Annotated in this window: 20 protein-coding genes and 1 pseudogene; 16 read left to right on the forward strand and 5 right to left on the reverse strand. The window is 69.4% G+C overall.

What is annotated here, in order from left to right:
• The first annotated feature begins 9 nt into the window (after positions 1-9).
• Both ABZ924_RS11250 and ABZ924_RS11255 read left to right on the forward strand, forming a co-directional pair.
• Positions 10-963 (forward strand): pseudouridine-5'-phosphate glycosidase, encoded by a 954-nt coding sequence (locus ABZ924_RS11250; protein ID WP_361906942.1) that lies wholly within the window; start codon positions 10-12, stop codon positions 961-963.
• A 101-nt stretch (positions 964-1064) separates the two neighbouring features.
• A complete protein-coding gene (locus ABZ924_RS11255; protein ID WP_361906944.1) occupies positions 1065-1787 on the forward strand; it encodes a HemK2/MTQ2 family protein methyltransferase in 723 nt (240 codons plus the stop codon).
• A 77-nt stretch (positions 1788-1864) separates the two neighbouring features.
• Here ABZ924_RS11255 and ABZ924_RS11260 read toward each other — a convergent pair whose 3' ends face one another.
• Positions 1865-2740: a LysR family transcriptional regulator gene (locus tag ABZ924_RS11260; RefSeq protein ID WP_361906946.1), complete on the reverse strand. Its 876-nt coding sequence runs from the start codon at positions 2738-2740 to the stop codon at positions 1865-1867.
• A 263-nt stretch (positions 2741-3003) separates the two neighbouring features.
• Here ABZ924_RS11260 and ABZ924_RS11265 point away from each other — a divergent pair, with 263 nt between their 5' ends.
• The 3 genes from ABZ924_RS11265 to ABZ924_RS11275 all read left to right on the forward strand — a co-directional run bounded on the left by ABZ924_RS11265 (position 3004) and on the right by ABZ924_RS11275 (position 5618).
• Complete coding sequence (locus ABZ924_RS11265) at positions 3004-3927, forward strand: EamA family transporter (RefSeq protein WP_361906948.1); 924 nt, start codon at positions 3004-3006, stop codon at positions 3925-3927.
• The gene (locus ABZ924_RS11270; protein ID WP_361906950.1) at positions 3924-5141 is read left to right on the forward strand and encodes an MFS transporter; all 1218 of its coding nucleotides are present in this window, start codon (positions 3924-3926) and stop codon (positions 5139-5141) included. The genes ABZ924_RS11265 and ABZ924_RS11270 overlap by 4 nt, the downstream gene beginning before the upstream one ends.
• Positions 5142-5237: 96 nt before the next feature.
• A complete protein-coding gene (locus ABZ924_RS11275) occupies positions 5238-5618 on the forward strand; it encodes a hypothetical protein (RefSeq protein ID WP_361906952.1) in 381 nt (126 codons plus the stop codon).
• Here the strand turns inward: ABZ924_RS11275 and ABZ924_RS11280 are convergent.
• Positions 5615-6334 carry a helix-turn-helix domain-containing protein gene (locus ABZ924_RS11280; protein WP_361906954.1) on the reverse strand — a complete coding sequence of 240 codons (720 nt, stop codon included), beginning with the start codon at positions 6332-6334 and terminating at the stop codon, positions 5615-5617. The two genes, ABZ924_RS11275 and ABZ924_RS11280, sit on opposite strands and share 4 nt — an antisense overlap.
• 88 nt (positions 6335-6422) lie before the next feature.
• Here ABZ924_RS11280 and ABZ924_RS11285 point away from each other — a divergent pair, with 88 nt between their 5' ends.
• A complete protein-coding gene (locus ABZ924_RS11285) occupies positions 6423-6845 on the forward strand; it encodes a hypothetical protein (protein WP_361906956.1) in 423 nt (140 codons plus the stop codon).
• An 88-nt stretch (positions 6846-6933) separates the two neighbouring features.
• Here ABZ924_RS11285 and ABZ924_RS11290 read toward each other — a convergent pair whose 3' ends face one another.
• On the reverse strand, positions 6934-7299 hold the full coding sequence (locus tag ABZ924_RS11290) for a hypothetical protein (RefSeq protein WP_361906958.1): 366 nt from the start codon (positions 7297-7299) through the stop codon (positions 6934-6936).
• A 441-nt stretch (positions 7300-7740) separates the two neighbouring features.
• Here ABZ924_RS11290 and lpdA point away from each other — a divergent pair, with 441 nt between their 5' ends.
• Entirely contained in the window at positions 7741-9144 is a 1404-nt protein-coding gene (gene lpdA / locus ABZ924_RS11295; RefSeq protein ID WP_361906959.1) for a dihydrolipoyl dehydrogenase, read from the forward strand.
• A gap of 87 nt (positions 9145-9231) precedes the next feature.
• Entirely contained in the window at positions 9232-10110 is an 879-nt protein-coding gene (locus tag ABZ924_RS11300; RefSeq protein WP_361906961.1) for an SDR family NAD(P)-dependent oxidoreductase, read from the forward strand.
• A gap of 54 nt (positions 10111-10164) precedes the next feature.
• Here the strand turns inward: ABZ924_RS11300 and ABZ924_RS11305 are convergent, their stop codons facing one another.
• The gene (locus ABZ924_RS11305; RefSeq protein ID WP_361906963.1) at positions 10165-10743 is read right to left on the reverse strand and encodes a TetR/AcrR family transcriptional regulator; all 579 of its coding nucleotides are present in this window, start codon (positions 10741-10743) and stop codon (positions 10165-10167) included.
• Between the two features lie 89 nt (positions 10744-10832).
• On the opposite strand from ABZ924_RS11305, the gene ABZ924_RS11310 reads away from it, so the two are divergent.
• Together ABZ924_RS11310 and ABZ924_RS11315 are read left to right on the forward strand one after the other, a co-directional pair.
• A complete protein-coding gene (locus ABZ924_RS11310; RefSeq protein ID WP_361906965.1) occupies positions 10833-10958 on the forward strand; it encodes a hypothetical protein in 126 nt (41 codons plus the stop codon).
• 5 nt (positions 10959-10963) lie between these two features.
• Positions 10964-11974 carry an NAD(P)-dependent alcohol dehydrogenase gene (locus ABZ924_RS11315; RefSeq protein WP_361906967.1) on the forward strand — a complete coding sequence of 337 codons (1011 nt, stop codon included), beginning with the start codon at positions 10964-10966 and terminating at the stop codon, positions 11972-11974.
• 14 nt (positions 11975-11988) lie between these two features.
• Here the strand turns inward: ABZ924_RS11315 and ABZ924_RS11320 are convergent.
• Positions 11989-13043: pseudogene (locus tag ABZ924_RS11320) on the reverse strand (serine hydrolase domain-containing protein).
• Between the two features lie 294 nt (positions 13044-13337).
• On the opposite strand from ABZ924_RS11320, the gene ABZ924_RS11325 reads away from it, so the two are divergent.
• The 6 genes from ABZ924_RS11325 to ABZ924_RS11350 all read left to right on the forward strand — a co-directional run bounded on the left by ABZ924_RS11325 (position 13338) and on the right by ABZ924_RS11350 (position 20608).
• Positions 13338-13994, forward strand: a complete 657-nt coding sequence (locus tag ABZ924_RS11325; RefSeq protein WP_361906969.1) for a Crp/Fnr family transcriptional regulator — start codon at positions 13338-13340, stop codon at positions 13992-13994.
• Between the two features lie 140 nt (positions 13995-14134).
• Positions 14135-15061, forward strand: coding sequence for a hypothetical protein (locus ABZ924_RS11330; RefSeq protein WP_361906971.1), 927 nt, complete (start codon positions 14135-14137; stop codon positions 15059-15061).
• Positions 15058-17232 carry a hypothetical protein gene (locus ABZ924_RS11335; RefSeq protein WP_361906973.1) on the forward strand — a complete coding sequence of 725 codons (2175 nt, stop codon included), beginning with the start codon at positions 15058-15060 and terminating at the stop codon, positions 17230-17232. The genes ABZ924_RS11330 and ABZ924_RS11335 overlap by 4 nt, the downstream gene beginning before the upstream one ends.
• Positions 17229-18113 carry a hypothetical protein gene (locus tag ABZ924_RS11340; protein WP_361906975.1) on the forward strand — a complete coding sequence of 295 codons (885 nt, stop codon included), beginning with the start codon at positions 17229-17231 and terminating at the stop codon, positions 18111-18113. Before ABZ924_RS11335 ends, ABZ924_RS11340 begins: the two co-directional genes overlap by 4 nt.
• Before the next feature lie 226 nt (positions 18114-18339).
• The gene (locus ABZ924_RS11345) at positions 18340-18585 is read left to right on the forward strand and encodes an S-type pyocin domain-containing protein (protein WP_361906977.1); all 246 of its coding nucleotides are present in this window, start codon (positions 18340-18342) and stop codon (positions 18583-18585) included.
• A gap of 1099 nt (positions 18586-19684) precedes the next feature.
• On the forward strand, positions 19685-20608 hold the full coding sequence (locus tag ABZ924_RS11350; RefSeq protein ID WP_361906979.1) for a hypothetical protein: 924 nt from the start codon (positions 19685-19687) through the stop codon (positions 20606-20608).
• The last annotated feature ends 12 nt before the right edge of the window (positions 20609-20620 follow it).

Here is a 20620-nt window from a genome sequence, read left to right on the forward strand (position 1 = left end):
GCTGCGACCATGACGACCCCCCTTCCCCACCAGGACGTCCCGCTCGTCTTCAGCGCCGAGGTGGCCGACGCGCTCCACGAAGGCCGCCCGGTGGTGGCACTGGAGTCCAACGTCATCACCCACGGCCTGCCGTACCCGGACAACGCCGCGACCGCCCGGAAGGTCGAGGAGGCGGTACGGGCGGGCGGCTCGGTCCCGGCCACGATCGCCGTGGAGAGCGGCAGGATCGTGGTGGGCATGACCGACGCCGACATCGACCGGTTCGCCTCGACGCCCGGCATCCCCAAGGTCAGCAGCCGGGACCTGCCCGTCGTCCTGGCCCAGGGCCGGGCGGGTGCGCTGACGGTCGCCTCCTGCCTGGTGGCGGCCGAACGCGCCGGCATCGCCTTCTTCTCCTCGGCCGGCATCGGCGGGGTGCACCGGGGCGCGGCCGCCACCATGGACGTGTCCTCCGACCTGATCCAGTTCACGCGCTCCAAGGTCGCGGTGGTGTGCGCCGGCGGGAAGAAGATCCTGGACCTCGGCCTGACGCTGGAGTACCTGGAGACCCAGTGCGTACCGGTGGTCTCGTACCGGTCGGACGACTTCCCCGCCTTCTACTGCCTGTCCAGCGGTTTCCGCAGCCCGGTGCGGCTGGACGACGACGAGGTGATCGCCCGGTCGATCGAGAACCACTGGGCGCTGGGCAACCACAGCTCGTTCCTGGTCACCACGCCGGTCCGGCCCGAGGACGCGGTCGACGGCGCCGAGGTCGACGCCGCGATCACCGAGGCCGTCGCCGCCGCCGAGCGGGACGGCATCCGGGGCCAGGCGATCACGAAGTACCTGATGCGTGCGGTGGACGCGGCCACGGAAGGCCGCTCGTCCAAGGCCAACATGGCCGTGCTCGTCAGCACGGCCGAGGTCGGCGGCCGGCTGGCCGCAGCGCACGCCCGGCTCCGGGCCGCGTCCCGGTCCCTGTGACGGAACGACGGACGCCCTTTCCGCTTCCCGCCTCCCCCCTCCCCGCGCCTCCCCGCGTACTCACGACACACGACATACGACACACGAACGGATGCGACACCATGACGAAGCTCGACCGCCAGTCCACGTCCGAGGCCGAGTCCTACCGGCCGCTCGTCTCCCCGGAGCGGGTGGCGGAGATCAAGGAACTGCGCAAGGCGATGGCCGCGTACGGCGGCGGCGAGGGGGGCGAGCAGACGCACCCGTTCCTGGGCCTGACCCTGCGGGTCCCCGCGCAGGTCATGACGCCCTGCCCCGTGTCCCCGCTCCTCGGCGGCGCGGTCTTCGCCGAGGTCGAACCGGGTGAGCGGGTCCTCGACATGGGCACCGGCAGCGGCTGCCTGGCCCTGCTCGCCGCGAAGAAGGGCGCCGACGTCCTGGCGGTGGACCTCAACCCGCACGCCGTGGCCGCCGTCCGCGCCAACGCGGAGTCGAACGGGGTCGCCGATCGCGTCGAGGCGCGCGAGAGCGACGTCTTCGATGCGGTCGAGGACCGCTTCGACCTGATCGTCTTCAACCCGCCGTTCCAGTGGTTCGCCGCCACCGACTACGCGGACGTCGCGGGCACCGACGCCGGCTACCAGGCCCTGACCCGCTTCTTCCGCGAGGCCCGCGCCCACCTGACGGAGAAGGGACGCATGATCGTCTTCTTCAGCACGATGGGCGACGCGGAGTACTTCGAGAAGCTGGTGGCCGACGAGGGCTTCGCCCACGAGGTGGTCCTGTCCACCACCCGGCCCGTCTTCGACGTGCCGGTCGAGTTCACCGTGCACCGCCTGTCCTGATCCTGCGGGACCTGCGCGACCTGCGCGACCACCGGGCACCCGCGGGGGCCTCCCCTTTTCCGGGGAGGTCCCCGTTCTCATTGCTCCTCGATGCCCAGCAGTTCCAGGAAGGCGGCGGCCGCCGGGGTGCGGCTCTCCCCGCCCCAGATCACGTACTCCGCGCGGGCCGGTGCGTCCGTGACCTCGATGGTGACCAGACCGGCCAGGCCCGCCACGTACGCGGGCGGGAGCAGGGCCACGCCCAGGCCCGCGCCGACCAGCCGGGCCAGGTAGTCCGCGTTGGTCACCTCGAAGGCGACCTCGCGGGTGAGTCCCGCGGCGGCGAAGGCCAGATCCGACTGGGCCCGGCCGGCGGTCTTCGCCGGGAGGTCCACGAACACCTCCGAGGAGAGCCGGCGCAGATCGACCGAGGCCTCGCCGGCGAGCGGGTGGTCCGGGGAGACCACGGCGACCAGCCTTTCCCGGGCCAGCTCCCGGGCCTTGACGCCGCGCGGGCGGGCCGTGACCGGGACGCCGAGGAAGGCCACCTCGATCTCGCCCAGCCTGACCCTTTCGACGAGCTCGTCGCTCGCTCCCACGCTGAGGCCGACCCGGGCCTTCGGATGGCGCCGGTGGAACTCCCGGAGGACGGCGGGAACGTCCACGGCGGCGACGGTGGGGATCAGCCCCACCGCGAGGCGTCCGCGCACCTCCCCGACGGCGGCGGCGACTTCGGCGGCGGCCCGTTCCGCCGCGTCCAGGCACTGGCGGGCAGCGGGCAGGAAGGCCGCGCCCGCCGCGGTCAACCGGACGCGGCGACTGGTCCGTTCGAAGAGCCGCGCACCCAGCTCCTTCTCCAGACGCGCGATCTGGTGGCTGAGTGCGGACTGCACCACCAGGCAGCGCTGGGCGGCTCGCGTAAAGCTGTTCGTCTCGGCCACGGCGATCACGTAACGCATCTGCTGGAGCTCCACGGATCCATCGTGATGCGTGATGTATCGCGTGACAAGCATGTGTTGGACTCATCAATGGCCCCGGGCCGACACTGATGAGGACGGTGCACGGCAACAACCTCAGTGCCCCGCAAGGCCGTTGGCCTCTTCCTTCCTTCCCTCCCCCTATCCGGGGCGCACCCCGCCGAGGCATGCCCCCGCGACCGTGCACCCGTCACACCGAAAGGACGAGCGATCGCCATGAGCATCACGCCGGAGCGACCGAGCCGCCGGACGGAGGCGATGTGAACAACAGACAGAACGTACTCACCGCGGCCCTCACCGGGCTGGCGCCGGCCGTCTGGGGCAGCACGTACCTGGTGACCACCGAACTGCTGCCACCGGACCGGCCGCTCCTGGCGACCACCCTGCGGGCCCTGCCCGGCGGCCTGGTCCTGCTGGCCCTCGGCCGGCGGCTGCCCGCGGGCATCTGGTGGTGGCGCGCACTGGTGCTGGGGGTGCTGAACATCGGCGCCTTCAACTTCCTGCTCTTCGTCGCGGCCTACCGGCTGCCGGGCGGCATCGCCGCGATGATCATGTCCGCGCAGCCCATGTTCGTCGTGATCCTCGCCGCCCTCTTCCTCGGCGAGCGGATCAGAGCACTCCACGCGCTGGCCTGCGCCATGGGCGCGGGAGGCGTGGTGCTGCTCGTCTTCAAGGGCGCGGGGTCCCTCGACGCCCTGGGAGTGCTCGCCGCGGTCGGCGGAGCGCTGTGCATGGCCTCGGGCATCACCCTGACCAAGCGGTGGGGCCGGCCCGAGGGCGTCAACCTGCTCACGTTCACCGGGTGGCAGCTCACCGCCGGCGGCCTGGTCCTGCTGCCGTTCTGGCTGTCGCTGGAAGACCTTCCCGAGCGTGTCACCGGTTCCAACGTCTTCGGCTTCGCCTACCTCATCACCCTGGGCGCGGTCCTGAGCTACATCGTCTGGTTCCGGGGCATCGAACGCCTGCCGGCCGTGGCGGTCTCCTTCCTCGCCCTGGGCAGCCCGGTCGTGGCGGCGCTGCTCGGCTACCTGTTCAAGGACCAGACGCTGTCCGCCCTCCAGATCGTCGGCATGGTCGTCATCTTCCTGGCGGTCCTGCTCGGCCAGCCCCGCCCGAACGGCAAGAAGCCCGAGGAAGCCCCCGTTCCCGCGCCCCGCCTGACCCCGTCCGGAGAGATGACATGACCGTCCGAGAAGAGACGTACACGCCCGTCGCACCGCAGAAGCAGGCGTCCCCGTCCCCGACCCGGGGATGGCTGGGCGTGGCCGCCATCACCGCCAGCCTTTTCGTCTTCCTCACCACCGAACTGATGCCGATCGGCCTGCTCACCCCCCTCAGCGAGAGCCTCGGCGTCTCCGTGGGCGCGGCCGGCCTCATGGTCACGGCGCAGGGCGTCGCGGCCGGTCTCGGCGTGCCGTTCATCGTGGCGTGGACCCGCCGCGTCAACCGGCGCCGGCTGCTGAGCACGCTGCTGGCCGTTCTGGCCGTCGGCAACCTCATCACCTCGGTCGCCCCGAACTACCCGCTGATCCTGGGCACCCGCCTGATCATGGGCTTCGCCAGCGGCGTCTTCTGGGCCATCGGCGTCAGCATGGCCATGCGCATCGTTCCGGAGAAGCACGCCAACCGGGCCGCCGCCGTGGTGATGTCCGGCATCTCGATCGCCACGGTCGTCGGCATCCCGCTCGGCACGCTGCTCGAGAGCGCGAGCGACTGGCGCACCACCTTCCTGATCTGGGCCGGGCTCAGCGCCCTGGTGTTCCTCGCCGTCGCCCTCACGATCCCGTCGCTGCCGTCCGCGAACGCCGTCTCCGTGCGCGAGGTCTTCGGACTGCCCGTCAGGAACGTGCCGCTGCGCGTCGTCCTGGCCATGGTCGTGTTCTTCGTCCTCGGCCACTTCGGCGCCTACACGTTCGTCCGCCCGTACCTGGAGGAGAGCACCTCCGCCACCGTCGGCTTCATCACCGTCGTCCTCATCGTCTTCGGCATCGGCGGAGCGATCGGCAACTTCATCGGTGGGCAGACCGTCACCAAGAGCCTGCGGGGCAGCTTCATCGCGGGAGGCCTGCTCCTGATCGCCGCTCTCGTCATGCTGCTGACCATCGGCACGAACGAGGTCGGCGTGATCGCCGCCATGGTCCTGTGGGGCATCGCCTTCGGCGTCGTCCAGCTCAGCCAGATCAACATGACGCTCGCGGCCGCCCCCGAGACCTTCGAGGCCGCGATGTCGCTCAACACCATGGCCTACAACACCTGCATCGCCCTCGGCGCCCTCGTCGGCGGCCTGTTCGCCGACCACGCGGGCGTCACGAGCGTGGTCTGGTTCGGCATCGCCCTGGTCGCCCTCGCCGTGATCCTGCGCGCCGCCACCGGCCGCCGGACCACGCCGGCGAACTGAACCTCCCGACCGTCGGGGCGCTCGCTGCGCTCCCCACCAACCGCCGGGCCGCTCGCGCGGCCCGGCGTCGTTCACGGAAAGGCCACGGCCCCGCCCATGACGACCTCCATCGACCGCACCACCCACGCCGACCGCACCACCCACGCCGACCGCACCACCCATGGCGACCGTGCCGACCGCACCCGGCCCGCCGCCTCCGTCGGCACACCGGCCGGGTATCCGTCCGACGACCTGACGGCGGGCCGTTGGACGCCGACCGGTCTGGACCGGCGCCTCGCCCGGTTCCTCGTCACCGCGTCGGCGGGCGACGGGCAGCTCACGGCGGAACGGCTCCGCGCGGTGTTGCGGGAGGGCGGCGAGCCCTTCGTCCACCAGCCGGACAACCGCTTCGCCCTGCTGCTGGCCCGGCTGATCGGCACGGCATCCGTCGCGGACGACGCGGCGGTCCATGCCCTGCTGCGCCGCCTCGCGCTCTAAGGGCGGTCGTGCTGCGGGTCCGGTCGTTCCAGGCGGACGCAGCACCGGCCGGGCTCGGGTGCCAGGCGGGCCTCGAAACGGTCCTCGCCGAGCCCGCGCAGGAGGCCGCCGAGGAGGTGGAGGTTCATGCCGCAGACGGTCCGGGTGTGCTCGCGGGCCAAGGCGTGGAAGGGGCAGTTGGCCAGCACGATGGCCTCGCCTTCGCCCTCTCCCTCGGGCCGCGGTTCGAAGCCGCCCCGTTCGAGCACCTCGACGATGCCCGCCGTGGACTGCCGGCCCAGCTGGGTGCCGAACTCCTCGGCCTTGCGGTGCAGCACGGCGCGGACCGGCTCGCCGGTCGCCTCTGCCTCCTCGACGGCCTGGGCGAGGAGCCGGCCGGCCAGCTCGTAGCGCCGGTCGGGCAGGTTGACCTCGACGTGCCGGAGGGAGCGCTGGTAGAGCTTGGCCGGCCGGCCGGCTCCGGGGCCCGTGCGTCCCGTACGCCGTTCGTAGACGACGTCGAGCAGTGATTCCCGGGCCAGGCGGTCCAGGTGGAACGCGGCGGTCTGCCGTGCGAGGCCCAGCGCCTCGGCGGCCTCGTCGCGGCTGACGGGTGCGGGCTGCCGGCCCACGTACGCGTAGAGGCGCCTGCGGTTCGGCTCGTCGAGGGCGGCGACCGCGGAGACGTCCGCGCCCAGGCGGTTCGTCGCGTCCTCTGCGTGCTTCGGGTGGTCCACGGTGCCAGTGTAAAACCAATGGCTCTTGACTAAAGACGGAACCGGGGATTCTATCGTTAATGAAGGCTGCTTTTAGAAGGAGGCTGTCATGACGTCCACAACCCCCGCCCCCGTCGCGCACCGGCGCACCGGCCTCGCTGATCCCGGTCGCCAGGCCTTCCTGATCCTGCGCGCCGGATTCACGGTGGCCCCGATCCTGTTCGGCCTCGACAAGTTCACCAACCTGCTCGTCGACTGGCCGATGTACCTCGCGCCCTGGATCGACGACATCGTCCCGGGGAGCGCCCAAGCCGCCATGTACGCGGTCGGCGTGATCGAGATCGTCGCCGGCATCGTGGTGGCGGTCGCCCCGCGCTTCGGCGGCTGGCTGGTGGCCGGCTGGCTCGCGGGCATCATCGTCAACCTGCTGACGATCCCCGGCTACTACGACATCGCGCTGCGCGACTTCGGACTGCTCCTGGGCGCCGTCGCCCTGGCCCGGCTCGCCCAGTACTACCATCGCGCCTCCTGAGCCGCCCCCGGCGGCAGTGGTGACGGCGCCGGGCGCCGCAGTCGGCGGTGGAAGCCGGCTGCGGCGCCCGGTGGCGGGTCGTGAGGGATCAGGAGGTGCGCTTCAGGGTCCAGGTGTTGGCGTTGAAGCTCGGCACGGAGGAGTAGCGGCAGCCGCTGGAGTAGTAGCTGCTGACGACGGTCCAGCCGGCGGGCGCCCACGTGGAGGCACAGGCGTTGACCTGGGTGCCGACCGGGTAGCCGCGGAGGTCCTTGATCTGCTTGGTGTTGGGGTTGAAACCGGAGCCGCAGCCGCCGCTGTTCCACCACTGGACGTCCACCCAGCCGTCCGGGGTGAGCGTGCTCGAGCACATGGTGAGCGTGTCGCCGGGCGCCGCCGAGGCGGGGCTCGCGGTGACCGCCAGGGCGGTGAAGGCCATGGTGGCCAGAGCGGCGGCGTAACGAGTGCGGAGCATGAGGGGTTCCTTTCGAGACACGCTGGGATCGCCGCCGACCGTCGGCAGGCCGTTCCAGGCGCCGGGTCATTGCTATCCGACCAGGTCAGACAGCAGACAGTCACCTTTTGGGCATAACTTAGCGGCGATTTAAGGCCGTTGTCGGACATGTGGCGCGATCGCTGCGGGGCGTCGGGTGGCAGGAACCGGGACTTTGCGGATGACGGGTTGCAAACCCGTCCTGCGATAACTGCTGCGTTATCGATGGGTGCACGATCTTTGCGTTGATCCCGCCGCGGCCTCGGAGGAGGCTGTGTGCCAGGGCGTGGTCGGCCCGCTGCACCTGGTTGTCAACGCCCCCTGACCGCCTTGACGGTTTGGCGTGTTCGCGGCGCGTCCGGCCGGACCCCGCCCCGGACCGGGGGATCCTGGCACCCCTGCTTCCCACTCTGAGGAATCCACATGCACACGCACTTCGATGTCGTCGTACTCGGGGCCGGCCCCGGCGGTTACGTGGCCGCCATCCGCGCCGCCCAGCTGGGCCTGCAGGTCGCGGTCGTCGAGGAGAGGTACTGGGGCGGCGTCTGTCTGAACGTCGGCTGCATCCCGACCAAGGCGCTGCTGCGCAACGCCGAGCTCGCCCACATCTTCCAGCGCGAGGCCAAGACCTTCGGCATCAAGGTCGACGGCACGGTGTCCTTCGACTACGGCGAGGCGTTCCGGCGCAGCCGCCGGGTCGCCGACGGCCGGGTGAAGGGCGTCCACTACCTGATGAAGAAGAACGGGATCACCGAGTTCGACGGCCGGGGCACCTTCATCGACGCGAACACCCTCCAGGTGAACGGGGTCGACGGCACCGCGCAAACGATCACTTTCGGCCATTGCGTCATCGCCACGGGGGCCACCCCGCGTCTGCTGCCCGGCACCGCCCGCAGCACGCGCGTGGTGACGTACGAGGAACAGATCCTCGCCGAGGACCTGCCGCAGTCGATCGTCATCGCGGGCGCCGGCGCGATCGGGATCGAGTTCGCGTACGTCCTGCACAACTACGGTGTGAAGGTCACCGTCGTCGAGTTCCTGGACCGGATCGCCCCGCTGGAGGACGAGGACGTCTCCAAGGAGCTGGCCAAGCAGTACCGCAAGCTCGGCATCGACGTGCTCACCTCGACCCGGGTCGACTCGATCGACGAGTCCGGCCCGCAGGTCCGTGTCACCGTCACCGGCAAGGACGGCGCACAGCGGGTCCTGGAGGCCGACAAGGTGCTGCAGGCCATCGGCTTCGCGCCCAACGTCTCCGGCTACGGCCTGGAGGCCACCGGGGTCGCCCTCACCGAGCGCGGTGCGATCGACGTCGACGGCCGCTGCCGCACCTCCGTGCCGCACATCTACGCCATCGGCGACGTGACCGCGAAGCTGATGCTCGCGCACACCGCAGAGGCCATGGGCGTCGTCGCCGCCGAAACCATCGCGGGCGCCGAGACCATGGAGCTCGACTACCCGATGATCCCGCGGGCCACCTACTGCCAGCCGCAGATCGCCAGCTTCGGCTGGACCGAGAAGCAGGCCCGCGAGAAGGGCTACGACGTCAAGGTCGCCAGCTTCCCGTTCACCGCCAACGGCAAGTCCCACGGGCTGGGCGATCCGACCGGCTTCGTGAAGATCGTCGCCGACGCCACGCACGGCGAGCTCCTCGGTGCCCACCTGATCGGCCCCGACGTCACCGAACTGCTGCCGGAGCTGACCCTGGCCCAGCAGTGGGACCTGACCGTGCACGAGGTGGCACGCAACATCCACGCCCACCCGACGCTCGGCGAGGCCGTGAAGGAAGCGATCCACGGCATCGCCGGCCACATGATCAACTTCTGAACACCCCTCCTCCGGGTGGAGTTCAGCGGTGCTGCACGACCGCCCAATGAGACGAAACGTCTCGGCTATCGACAGGGAGTAGCACATATGCCGACCGCAGACGGGAACACCGGCCGCGTCTGGTTCATCACCGGCGCCAGCCGGGGTCTCGGCCGCGCCTTCGCCGACGCGGCGCTGGCCGCGGGGGACCGGATGGCGATCGCCGCACGGACCGCCGCGCCGCTGGAGGAGCTGGCCGCCGCACACCCCGGGCGCGTCCTGCCCCTGAGCGTCGACGTGACCGACCGCGCTGCGGTGTTCGCGGCCGTCGCCGAGGCCGTGGGGCACTTCGGGCGGCTCGACATCGTGGTCAACAACGCCGGCTCGCTGTCGATGGGCATGGTCGAGGAGTTCACCGAGGCCGAGGCCCGGGCGCAGATGGAGCTCAACTTCTTCGGCGCACTGTGGGTGGCGCAGGCGGTGATGCCCACGCTGCGCGCCCAGGGCTCGGGCCACCTCGTACAGGTCTCCAGCATCGCCGCGCTGGGCGGCTTCCCGAGCACCGGCCTCTACAGCGCCAGCAAGTTCGCGCTCGAAGGGCTCAGCGAGGCCCTCGCCATGGAGGCGGCCGGATTCGGCGTCAAGGTGAGCGTCATCCAGCCCGGCGGCTACTGGACCGACCTCTACGCCGCCATGAGCAGCACCAGCCCGCTGGAGGCGTACGGCCCGCTGCGGGAGGAACTGCAGAAGCAGTTCGCCGAGGGGTCCGTCGACAGCGACCCGAAGCTCGCGGCGCAGGCCCTGCTGAAGCTCGTCGACAGCGACGAACCCCCGCTGCGCCTCCTGCTGGGCAGCATGGTCTACGACCTCGCGTTCGACATAGCCCGGCGTCGGATGGACACCTGGTCCGCGTGGGAGCAGGTCAGCCGGGCCGCGGAACACGCGATCGCCGCACCGGGATCCGCCGGCGGGCAGACGGCGGCCTGACCGCGGCGGCACGGTGACCGGGCGAACGGCCCGGTCACCGGCCGGCGGGCCGGCTCACGCGTCAAGGCCCGAGTCGATGACGTGCTCGGCGAGTGCGCGGGAGGCGGCGGCAGGGCTGCTGTCGGGGCGGGTCGCACCGGCGGCGAGGAGCCCGTCGACGAGGATGAGCAGCTGGTCGGCGGCGAAGGACGGTCGCGTGTGCCCCAGGGCGACGAACTCGTCGGCGAACAGGCGGTGCAGGGCGCGCCGGTAGGCCCGGGTCACCTCGTGTCCCGGGTGCGCGGGGTCCGTGAGGGCGAGATCGGCGGCAAGGTACCGGCAGCCGTGGAAGCCGGGGTCGGAGGCGATGCGCCCGAGCCGGTCGACCACCGCGAGGAGCCGGGCCCTGGGGTCGTCGCCCGCGGCGGCCATCGTCGCACGGTACTGCTGCTCGTCCTCGGCGGTGCTGCGGCGCAGTACCTCGGCGATGAGCCCGTCCTTGCCCCCGAAGTGCTCGTACAGCGAGCGCCGGGCGACGCCGGCCGCCTTGAGCAGGGCGTCGACGCCGACACCGACGCCCTGGGCGTAGGTCAGCTCCTGGGCGGCGAGCAGCAGTCGTTCGCGGGGACCCGGCTTGGCGGCGGAGGTGGTCATGCCGGCATTGTGGCAGCCCTTGACCCCGTAGAACAACCGGTCTATCTATTGAAGTAGACCGAACGGTCGATCTCTCCTGAGGAGGAGTCATGCGCGCCCGCACCACCACTGAGGTCATCGAGCGTTTCACCCGCGCGTTCACCGAGCACGAGGCCCGTCGCCTGGCCGACCTGATCGCCGAGGACCTCGGCTTCAGCAAGACCGCGGGGGAGTGACCCCGATGCGCAGCTACCACCTGTCACACAGCGGGGCCGGACTGTCCGGCCTGGCCGTGCGCGAGCACGACACCCCCGCGCCCGGCCCCGGCCAGGCCTTGGTGGCGGTGCGGGCGACCTCCCTGAGCCGCCGCGAACTCATGGTGCTCGACGGGACGTACGTCCTGCCGGTCAAGCCGGACGTCGTCCCCGTCTCGGACGGCGCCGGCGACGTGGTCGCAGTCGGCCCGGGCGTCCACACCGTTCGTGTCGGTGACCGCGTCGCCGCCACGCTCTTCCCCTCCTGGCAGGACGGGCCGTTCGCCGTCGAGCACCTTCCCCAGCGTGGCGGCTCCCTGGACGGCATGCTCACCGAACTGGCCGTGGCGGACGCGGACTCACTCGTCGCCGTTCCCGCACACCTCACGTACGAGGAAGCCGCGACACTGCCCTGCGCGGCGGTCACCGCCTGGAACGCGCTCACCGGCGACGGAGCCGGCGTCCGCCCCGGCGACACCGTCGTGGTGCAGGGCTCCGGCGGCGTCTCCCTCTTCGCGCTGCAGTTCGCCAAGGCGCTCGGCGCCCGCGTGATCGCCACGACCAGCAGCCCCGCCAAGGCCGCACGCCTGCGCGGGCTCGGCGCCGACCACGCCGTGGACTACGCGGCGACACCCGACTGGGCCGGCGAGGTCCGCACCCTCACCTACGGCCGCGGCGCCGACCGCATCGTCGACGTCGCCGGACTCCTCCACGAGTCGGTCCGCGCCATCGCCCTCGCCGGCACCATCGCATGCGTCGGCTTCGTCGGCCGGAGCGCAGCTCCCCTCGACCCCCGGGCCCTCTTCGCCGCCGGCGCGACCATCCGCAGCGTGGCGGTCGGCAGCCGCGCTCAGTTCACCGCCATGAACGCCCTTGTCGAGGCCCACGGCCTGCGCCCCCTGATCGACCGCGTCTTCCTCTTCGACGAGGCCGCGGAGGCCTACCGCCACTACGCCGCGGGCGGCGCCTTCGGCAAGGTCGTCATCAGCCACACCTGAGCCGGGAGGCATGGTCAGCACAGGGCCGCGTCCACGGCGCTCTGCAACCGCTCCATGGCCGCCCCCTCGGACGGCCTGGCGGGCACCGCGACATGGGCGGCGCGCCCGTCGCCGATGACGCCGCCCCGGGTCTCGTACCCGGGGAAGCTGCCGCCGTGGCCCCAGGAGAGCCCGCCGCACGACAGCGGCGTACCGATGAGCCCGAGCCCGTAGCGGGCACCCGGGCCGAAGGGGCGTCCGGCGGGGACGGTCGTACGCATTTGGTCGAGCTGGGCGGCGAGAAGGAGACGGCCGACCAGCAGCGTGCTGACGAACCGGTTGAGGTCGGAGTTGGTGGAGACCATCTGACCCGCCGCCCAGGCCCAGGGATCCAGGCCCGTGACGTCGCGCAGCGGCCCGCCTGCCGCATCCCGGTGGTCGCCGCGGGGATGGGGCGCGCGGAGGGTCACCTCGCCCGGAGCGGGGAAGGAGGTGTGGCGCAGGCCGACGTGCCGGATGATGCGCCGGTCCATCTCCTCGGCGAGCGGGCGGCCGGTGACCTCCTGGACGAGCAGGCCGGCCAGTACGTAGTCCGTGTTGCTGTACGCCCATCTCACCCCGGGCGCGAAGTCGGCCTCGTACCGGAGGGCGAAGCCGGGGGAGTTCGCGGGGGTCGTAGTACCGGGGCTGCAGGTCGGCCCTGGTGTAGTTGTGCAGTCCGCTGGTCTGCTGGAGGAGCCGGCGCACGGTGATGCGGCGACAGCTCTCGACCGGGGCGTCGAGGCGGATCCTCTCCTCGCCGACCGGTTGCAGCACGACCACCGCGGTGAACGTCTTGGTGTTGCTCCCCACGCGCACGTGGCCGTCCCCGGGCACCTTCGAGCCGGTGGCCAGGTCGCCGACCGCGGTGTAGGTGCGCAGGCGCCCGTCGGGCCCCTGGACGCTCGCCAGCGCGGCAGGCAGCCCGTCGGAGTGCACCAGTGCCTCCATGGCCGGCCGGACGCTGTCTGGCCGGACGCCCGCGGCCCCGGCAGGCGGCGCCGGAGCAACCGCCCCAGCCCCCGAGGGCCACCGCAACCGCCGCCGACACAACCCTGCGCCGCCCAGCCCTCCGCCGGGAGGGAACGCCACCCTGCCTCGCATTTTGTCAACCTACGAATCGTCGGATAAGCGGCGCAGGACGCCACTCCCAGCATCTCCACAGCCGCTCACCAGAACGATCCGGATATCTACCCAACTCCGTGTGGGGCTGGCCCCTGGCGTCCTCAGCTGGCAGGGAACGGGAATCCGCCAGAGGAGACGGTTTCGGCCGCATCGTGCCACCGAAGAGTCGGAACCCGGCATTCCGTACTCATCGAGAAGCTGGCTCATCTAGCGTGATCGCATGAGCGAACATCGTTTCCGTTCGGTGCCGGTCCTCAGGGACCTCGTGCCGGAAGAGGCGTGGGCCGGTCTGGCGCGCTATCCGTTACAGACGTATCCGAGAGGTCGAACTCTGTTGCGGCAAGGGCCAGGGGGGAAGCATGTGCTGGCCCTAGTCAGTGGAATGGTGAAAGTGGTTCGCACGGGTCGGGACGGCAAAGAGCGGCTCCTCGCTTTTCGCGGACCGGGTGAAATCCTGGGTGAGATGGCGGTGGAGCACGACGGCGAGCGGTTGGCTGACGTCCGGGCGATGAGCATGTGCAAAGCCTTCGTTGTCTTCAACGATGACTTCCGGAGCTTCGTGCAGGAACACCAGCTGGCGTACCCCCTTGCCGTAGTCGCTGCCAGTCGGCTGCGGGAGCAGACGGAGGCATGCGACGGCGCCGTGCACGAGCGTCTTGCCAAGGCGCTGATCCGTCTGGTCGAGGTGTCCGGCGGCGTGGACTCCTTCACCCTCACGAGGCCAGAGCTGGCCCAGCACATCGGAGTGGGCCGCAATGCGGTTAGCGAGGCCCTGAAACGGCTGGGTCCGGGACGGGTGAGCGCCACGAAGAGCCGCATCAAAGTCATCGATGTCACCGCTTTGAAGGAGGTGGTGACCGCCTCCGACGGCGCGTGATCCGCGCTGTGTCGTACGTCACTCGGCGTCCGCACTCGCGGAGCGGAACGTCCGACCGCTCACTGTGAAGCTCTCACTGGGCAAAGAGACTGCGCCCCCTCTCCGCTCGGTCCATGCGGAGCTTCACAGAGGAGACACACATGAGCGAAAGCAGTGCCGGACTGCCTCGGGCGACTGCGGCCCCGTACACACAAAGCCGCACTCTGCCTCCCTATCAGGGGATTCTTGCCGTGGATGCCAAGGGATTCACGGGACACCCTGCCATCGAGCACGAGGTCATCAGCCGGGCCGTTCCCGACCTGATCCAAACTTCCCTGGCCCGCGCCGGGCTGCAGGAGCTGTGGGATAGGCGCAAGTTTCCCGCTTCGACGGGCGACGGATACGTCTTTGGATTCGATCCCTCACAGATGCCCTTCGTGATTCACCCATGGCTGCTCACGCTCCAAGACGTCCTTACCGACTTCAACGTCCTGTCGCACGGGGTGGTGCCCATCAGGCTTCGTGTCAGCCTGAACATCGGCCCGTTGCCGGACACCGGGGACGAGTTCGGCGGCAATGGGACCGCGCGCAACGACACGCATCGCCTGCTCGATTCGCGACCAGTGAAGGCGGTGCTCGCTTCGCACAAGGAGAGCATCACCCATGTGGCGGCCGTCCTCTCGGACCGCTGCTACGAAGACGCCGTGGCCGGCGGCTACACGGGGCGACACCCGGACCACTTCATCGAGGTCCCTGCGACTGTGGAGGGCAAGGTCTTCGCCCAGCGGGCCTGGATTTACGTGCCGCAGCCTTCCGGACCGCTGCACGATGAGGCTCTGGCCACGCCTGAGTCCCAGACGCCGGTGCAGGGAGAGGCCCGGCCGGAACAGCAACGGGGCAGGGTCCACGATTCCCGCGTCACCAATAACGCGCCCAACGGAAACATCAACACGGGCACGCTGCACGGTGGCCAGACTGTGGGCAACTACCACGTCGCCGGCGACCACGTGGAAGGAAACAAAGCCGGCCGCGTGCGAGGCCCCCAGGGGGACCAGATCCGCGGGAATAAGTACCAGGGGCACTCGTGACCCCGGACGAAGCGACGACGCACGCGGGACCGGCTAGCCTCGCGGACCCAGCATCCGAGGACCAATCGCCCGACGGTGACGTCCTCCATACGGAACTCGAGCACGATATCTCCGAGCTGATCGATGCCATCGCTGGATCCTCGGGCGGCCCCGGTCCCTCCGTTTACGCCCCGTACGCCAACATCAACACAGGGGCTGTACATGGGGGTCAACGTGTGCACAACGCATCGAGCAACGAAGGGCGCACAGCGCAGGCGGCCAGAGTGCATGAGGGGCCAATCCCGGACACCGAGGTGGAAGCGGCCGCATTCGGGTTCGCGGAACCGGACGGATTCGGCACTGCACTGACGGAGCTGGACAAGGGTCTGCTCTTCCTGACCGGACGTCCAGGCTCCGGGCGTCGCACTGCAGCGCTCAATCTACTGCGTCGGGTATGCGGATACGGAGCCCCCTTGCGCGCCTTGGACAGCGTCACCGAACTGGACCGGTGGCGGCCCACTGATGGTGACGCACGCGGCTACCTCGTTGACGGACTCTTCCCGGCGCGACCGCTAGGGCCGGGCGTGCTCGGACACATTCGTTCCCTGCTGGAGAAGGCCAACGCATACATGGTGATCGTCCTGCCCGATGACGAAGCCTTGCTGCGCCGCGTCGAACAGGATCTCCATGTCAGCCCCATCAGCTGCGATCCGCCCCCGCCCTCCGTGGTCTTCGGCAGTCGCTTCGAAGCAGTGGCACCGGATCAGCACGAGCGCGAACGATTGCTGGATGCTCTGGGTCGCGACCTGCTGGGAGAACTCCTCGTCCCCGAGCTGGTGCCGGCCGAAGTGGTAGAACTGGTGACGGCCATTGTGTCGGCGGACGGCAACCCCAGCGAACTCGGGGATCTTCGAGCCCGGCTGAGCTACCGGGCCGAACAAGAAGTGCCGGAACTTCTACAGCAGCTACGTGCCGACCCGGACGGATTGGCCTTCCTGCTGGCCACCTGTGTCTATGAGGGGTTGGACCACAGGATCGTTCGAGAGGAAGCCGACCGGCTGCTGGAGCTTTCCGATGGGCGTCTGACGGAGATGCTCCCTCCGGCCGATACTCAAGGTACGGAGAAACGGGATCGTCCCAACCGCGAGTTCGTATTCCGGCGTCCTTTGACAGACCTGCTGCGCGCGATCCGCGCCTCCCGCCAGCCTCGCGAGATCCGGACGGGGGGAGCCTACTTGCACACGGTGGAACCGGTCGCGTTCGTCCGGCACGGACAGGCCGAAGCTGTGCTGAGGCATGTGTGGCGCGAGTACGGACAACTCTCTGCGTTGCTCGTCACGTGGATGCGCAACGTCGAACGCGACAGTGAACTGACCCTCCCGGTAGGCCGGGTCATGGGGATGGCCGCGAGCTGGGGAGGTGGGCGTCGCGCGCTGCGCCACCTCCAGGCTTTGGCGGACTCCGAGCGCACGACCAGTCGTCTCATAGCCGCCCATGCCCTGGGCATCGCCGCTGAGGATCCCGTTCTCGTGGCGGAGGTGCGCTATCGCCTCCATCGCTGGAGTCTTGCAGCCAGTCCTCACCTCAGAACGACCGTGGCCTACGCGTGCGGAGCCGCGTTCGGCCTGTCACGTCCCGATGTGGCGTTGCGTCTGCTGCGCACCTTATTGCTCGGTGCCGTGGGCGGCGATGTGCAGGAAGACAAAGGCGAAGCGCGAGTAGGTCTGGCCCTGCGGGCGGCGATCGTACGCCTGTTCCAGGCTGGTAATGAGCAGAACGTTGTCGATCAGCTTCTCAGCTGGCTGCGCGAGAATCAGGCGGCCAAGGAGCAGCTCTTGGTGATGTTCGGCCAGTTGCTCGAGTATCCCCGGTGGTTCCAGCAGGAGCTCGCCAGTCGGACGGCGTATGGGCGACTGATCGCTGAGGCGATTCAGCAAGCGTTGAACGCAGAGGGTTCGTTCGAAGTCACCTGCGCGGCGCTGCTGCGCTGGTCCGCATTGGCGCGGTGGGACGAGGTTGCGGCCCAGGCAGTAGAACACCTTTATTCCACTCTGAGTGGCTTCATGCAGCATGGCGCTTTCCGGCTGTTTGTGGAACTGGATCAAGGTGACACCGATGGCTGGGTGGGTCGCGACATTGCTCGTGATGCACTCAATGGTTGGCGTAATGGGGCTCAGAGGGGGGCGGCATGAGCGACGAACCCGACGATCGTCTGTTTGTTCGAGCGGCCGGAGCGCCGTGGATCGACATTTTGGCTTACCGCTGGTTAGCCAAAAGGGAACGGTCTCTTGTGCTGAGGAACGAGGAAGGTGCCTATTTCGTACTCGGTCGCCGCGGGGACCCCGAGGAAACCGGGGCGTATGTGCCGCTGCCCGACGAGGCGTCCGTTCCGGGCGTCATCGGCCGCTACGCCGACTCGTTCCACGTCGACATGGCAGAGCACATTGACACCCGGGCCGTAGGACTTCCCACGGTCTATGGGGCGGAGTCGGTGGACCTGTGGGTGTCATGGTGGGTGCACGATCCAGTGCGGGTCGTGCGTACCAAGACCATGTATGGCTGGGATGTGGTGCGCACTCATCTCACTGGGGCTCTGCGCCGCTTGGCTGAGACGCAGGCCATGGCTGGCAATGGGCTCGGGGCGCCGGAGATCATGCAGCACCTCGCTTCGCCGCAGCGTGTGGAGGCGGCGGGTCTGAGCTACCAGGTCTTCGACGTGCGACTTCGGGAATCCGGCGAGGAGCTTCTGCTGGGTCAAACGGAGGACGAGGGTGTCCGCTATTCCTGGACTACCAGCCGGCGCGGTGAGTACGAGTTCTGCCTTCAGGCGCTCCGTGCTGGTCCCGTGTCCCTCGCGGCGCTCTGGTTGCTCAGGCACCCCGATCAGGTGCGACAGGTTCTGGACTGGGCGGTTGACCATGAGAGACTCCTCAGTCCACCCCGGACCGACTGGCAGGAGGAATTGGCTGCCCTGCTGGGCACCCTAACCGAGCAGGAGCGAAGAGAGATCTCCTGCATTCTCAGAGACCGGATCTCCGTGCTGGGGCGACAGGTGCCCGGAAGTCCGGTCTGATTTCGTAGACGTATTCGAATAGGTGAACGGGCATGCCGCCTGCGGGCGGTGTGCTCGTTGTTTTGCGTGAACGGATCTGCGTGATCTTGCGAGTGTGACAGCGGCCACGTCTCGTCTGCACTCCGGGAGCGGAACGGCTCGCAAAGACGCGAGAACCTGTGGTCATCCAACGGGAAACACCCGCGGCCGCCGGCCTCGGGAATCCGGATGGCTCGAGGAGGAAAAGATGTATGAAGAGGAATCTCCCCAGGTGGACAACGTGATCGTGCTCCGCCACCGGAAACCGGGGGGCGTCCCTATGGCCGACCGACTTTCGGAACCGGACGCCGCCCATGAGCCCGAGGTTCCGGCCGGCGCGGTTCTGAACGCAGAACGGGGCATCATCAACACAGGCACCGTTCACGGTGGTCAGTACGTCACGACCGTCGGGTTCTCGGGCGATCGCGACCACGGAGCCGATGGTGGCGTCTGAGGCCCTACCAGCCCACGACCTGGACGCGCTCGTCGCAGCTCTGGCCTCCCGACGGGACATGGTGCTTCTCGCGCCGAACAGCACGGTCAACACAGGCGTAGTGACGGGTGACCAGCGGCACGTCGTGTCCGCCGCAGCAAGTGCTATGCCCTCTACGGGAAGTATGCGACAGGGGCCCGTCAGGGCAAGGGACCTCATGGCAGCCCGGCGCCTGTTCGTGCCTCCGCCGGATTTCGAGGACGCTCTTGCCGCACTGGATTCCGGCATCGTGGTGCTCCTCGGGCCACCCGGCACAGGCCGGGAGACGCACGCCCTCAATCTACTCGCTCATGGTAAGGAGGACCCCCGGCTCGTCCAGGTGGACGGGGCGGTTGACCTCAGCCGATGGGGGCCGCGGGCGCATGGAGTGACCGGATACCTGGTGATGGAGCCGCTTGATCCTTTCGCACTCCGCCCCTGGGACCTGTCCCGGCTGGAAGCCGCCTTAGCGGATGCGGGGGCATGCCTCGTCATTGTGCTCGCGGACACCCCCGGGCTCGCTGCCGCTCTGATGGATCGCCTTGGCATTCCGGTCCTATGCCACGCTCCTCCTGATCCACGAAAAGTCTTTCAAGCCCATCTCGCCGACGTCTGCCCCGACGACGCAGTACGCACCCGACTGGTGCAGTCGTTGGGACCCGGCCTCTTCGACGAGGTGCTGCCCTTGGACCTCCCGCCTCGCCATGCGGCGCAGGCCGCACAGATTGCTGCCAGGCTGGGCATTCGCGACGGCGTGTCCTGCGCTGAGGTTCTCTCCCGCTTGGGCCGTGTCGAGGCTCCTGCACTGGTGGCAAGGGCTCAGGGGGATCCCGCACTCCTAGCCCACCTTCTCTCGCTGTGTGTCTACGGCGGGCTGGACCGCAGTGTCGTCTGGGAGAGGGCAGCAGACCTGCTGCGGCCGACACCACCCCGATGCGAAGGGGAACCCACCACAGGAAGCCTTGGGACGGAGTGGGGGTGGCCCTCGCTCGAACCCGGCCGGCAACCGCCCCAGTCGGAGACTTTGGGGGCGTTCGGTGCAAATGACCTGTATAGGGTCGGAACGGATGCCGCGGATCGCGTGAAGTTCTTCTGGCCGACCGTGGGCGAGGCCGTATGGCGCCTGGTGTGCCGTGAGCACACCGACCTTCTGCCTGTGCTGCACGCCTGGCTTGGTTCTACGGGGAATGACCCAGCTCAGATCGAACGGGCCGGGCACGCTGTCACCGCTATGGCAGTTGGGACCGATGGCCAGACCTTAGAGCTGCTGCACCAGCTGGTCGCGGTACCGCGGCCTCAGGCTATTGAAGTGGCCGCCCGCTGCCTGAGTGAGACGGCCCAGCAGCCTGCAACGGCGGCTATGGCAGAACACCTGCTCCAGCAATGGAGTATCGCATCCGCCGCGGCCCTGCGGAGGGCGGTTGTGTATGCGTGTCGCTCGGAGCTACCGATCGAGCAGGCTCTCCAGCTGATGCACCGGGTGATGGGGACCCTGAGCAACGACGCCGACGATGTGGCCGTCGCCGCTGCTGTTGCAGAGGCGCTGGTGCAGCGCTTCGCAGCGAGCAATTGCGCGGATAGGAAGACCGTCCTGGACCGGATGCGGTCCTGGGCGGGCGCTGAGGACGTTACCGGCCAGTTGGTGGCCCTCACGTTTCCGGTCATGGTCGGGACGGACCTCACATGGTTCGCCCGCAGCATGCTTGATTCCGCCGCGACGGCCGCCACCGTGGTCCAACTGACCGGCCACGCCCTGAACGAGTCGGCCGCCTACGGATCCATGCGCGATGTCCTCCTCGCCTGGCTCTGCGGGAAAGCCGGTGCACCGGGGCCGCCCCCGGCGCTGGGGGTCTTGCTCAATGGCCTGGTGGAAGCCCGGCAGCCCGGGTTCCTGCGCTGGCTCTTGGCCGTCGACCGGGGCCCGGAAGGTATGCCCGGCAAGGAACGGGTGGCAGCACTGTTGGACGAGTGGCGCGGCAAGGCCCCGACCGCGAGCACGGACTGATCAGGAGGAACC

This window comes from Streptomyces sp. NPDC046876, from assembly GCF_040645035.1.
In the GTDB taxonomy this organism is placed as follows: Bacteria; Actinomycetota; Actinomycetes; order Streptomycetales; family Streptomycetaceae; genus Streptomyces.

Excerpts from the sequence above, each read along its gene's own strand:
- ABZ924_RS11250 (WP_361906942.1), top strand. The coding sequence starts at position 10 with ATGACGACCCCCCTTCCCCACCAGGACGTCCCGCTCGTCTTCAGCGCC.
- ABZ924_RS11325 (WP_361906969.1), top strand. The coding sequence starts at position 13,338 with ATGAGCGAACATCGTTTCCGTTCGGTGCCGGTCCTCAGGGACCTCGTG.
- ABZ924_RS11345 (WP_361906977.1), top strand. The coding sequence starts at position 18,340 with ATGTATGAAGAGGAATCTCCCCAGGTGGACAACGTGATCGTGCTCCGC.
- ABZ924_RS11310 (WP_361906965.1), top strand. The coding sequence starts at position 10,833 with ATGCGCGCCCGCACCACCACTGAGGTCATCGAGCGTTTCACCCGCGCG.
- lpdA (WP_361906959.1), top strand. The coding sequence starts at position 7,741 with ATGCACACGCACTTCGATGTCGTCGTACTCGGGGCCGGCCCCGGCGGT.
- ABZ924_RS11285 (WP_361906956.1), top strand. The coding sequence starts at position 6,423 with ATGACGTCCACAACCCCCGCCCCCGTCGCGCACCGGCGCACCGGCCTC.
- ABZ924_RS11340 (WP_361906975.1), top strand. The coding sequence starts at position 17,229 with ATGAGCGACGAACCCGACGATCGTCTGTTTGTTCGAGCGGCCGGAGCG.
- ABZ924_RS11290 (WP_361906958.1), bottom strand. The coding sequence starts at position 7,299 with ATGCTCCGCACTCGTTACGCCGCCGCTCTGGCCACCATGGCCTTCACC.
- ABZ924_RS11315 (WP_361906967.1), top strand. The coding sequence starts at position 10,964 with ATGCGCAGCTACCACCTGTCACACAGCGGGGCCGGACTGTCCGGCCTG.
- ABZ924_RS11275 (WP_361906952.1), top strand. The coding sequence starts at position 5,238 with ATGACGACCTCCATCGACCGCACCACCCACGCCGACCGCACCACCCAC.
- ABZ924_RS11300 (WP_361906961.1), top strand. The coding sequence starts at position 9,232 with ATGCCGACCGCAGACGGGAACACCGGCCGCGTCTGGTTCATCACCGGC.
- ABZ924_RS11330 (WP_361906971.1), top strand. The coding sequence starts at position 14,135 with ATGAGCGAAAGCAGTGCCGGACTGCCTCGGGCGACTGCGGCCCCGTAC.
- ABZ924_RS11305 (WP_361906963.1), bottom strand. The coding sequence starts at position 10,743 with ATGACCACCTCCGCCGCCAAGCCGGGTCCCCGCGAACGACTGCTGCTC.
- ABZ924_RS11270 (WP_361906950.1), top strand. The coding sequence starts at position 3,924 with ATGACCGTCCGAGAAGAGACGTACACGCCCGTCGCACCGCAGAAGCAG.
- ABZ924_RS11255 (WP_361906944.1), top strand. The coding sequence starts at position 1,065 with ATGACGAAGCTCGACCGCCAGTCCACGTCCGAGGCCGAGTCCTACCGG.